Genomic DNA, 1,139 nt, shown 5'->3' on the forward strand with positions numbered 1-1,139 from the left:
GACCCTGCCATGAAGAGTTGGAAGATACGCACTCACCTGTTGCTGCTCGCCGGCGTTCTGCTCACCGCGCTGTTGGCCGTCGGCCTGCTCGGCCTGCATGGACTCAAGACCACCGTCGGCGGCCTGCAGACCGTCTACCTGGACCGCGTGGTACCGCTGCGCGACCTCAAGCAGATTGCCGACCTCTACGCGGTGAACATCGTCGACGCCACGCAGAAGGCGCGCAGCGGCACCCTCAGCGGCAACGCCGCGCAACAGATGATCGAGCAGGCCCAGCAGCGTATCGCCGAGATCTGGAAAGCCTACCTGGCCACCCAGCTGATCGCCGACGAACGGCGCCTGATCGACGAGATCACCCCCCTGATGAGCAAGGCACAGCAGCCCCTTGAGCAGCTGCAGAGCCAGCTCATCCGGGGTGACCGGGGCGAAATCGAGCGCTTCGCCAGCAACGACCTGTACCCGTTGATCGACCCGCTGTCGGCCAAGTTTTCCGAGCTGATCGAAGTCCAGCTCGGCGAGGCCAAGCGCCAGTACCTGCTGGGTGAAGCGGCCTACGCCAGGAGCCTGCGCCTGAGCCTGTTGCTGCTGGTGGTCGCGCTGCTGCTGGGCAGCGTGCACGTGCTCTACTTCAGCCGCCTGCTCGGCCGCCAGCTGGGTGCCGAACCCGGTGAGCTGGAGGCGATCAGCGCCCGCATCGCCTCCGGCCGCCTCGACGGCGCGCAGCAGGACGGCGGTGGCAGCAGCGGCGTGATGAAATCGGTGCAGGCGATGCGCCACGGCCTGCACGACGTGATCGGCAACATCGGCGAAGCCTCCGAGGAAATCGAGTGCGCCACCCTGCAACTGGCCGCTTCCTCCGAACAGGTGCTCAACAGCGCCAATATCCAGAGCGACACCGCAGCAGCGATGGCCGCCACGGTCGAGCAACTGGCGGTGAGCATCAACCACATCGCGGAGAGCGCCCAGCACACCCACGACCGCGCCCGCCAGGCCGGCGAGCTGACCGACAGCGGCCTGCAGGTGACCACCCAGGCCATCGAGGAAATCCGCCGCATCGCCTCGCTGGTGACGCAGTGCTCCGGCGATGTCGAGCAACTCGCCGCACAGTCCGGCAACATCGGCGCCATCGTCGACGTGAT

At 66.9% G+C, this 1,139-nt stretch carries 1 protein-coding gene; it reads left to right on the forward strand.

Translation table 11 applies throughout. The features are described from left to right. Positions 1–1,139: methyl-accepting chemotaxis protein (locus J0A65_RS23745; protein ID WP_206596741.1), on the forward strand; the 1,139-nt coding region annotated here is incomplete at both ends.

This window comes from Bowmanella yangjiangensis (assembly GCF_017255015.1).
GTDB lineage: Bacteria > Pseudomonadota > Gammaproteobacteria > Enterobacterales > Alteromonadaceae > Bowmanella > Bowmanella yangjiangensis.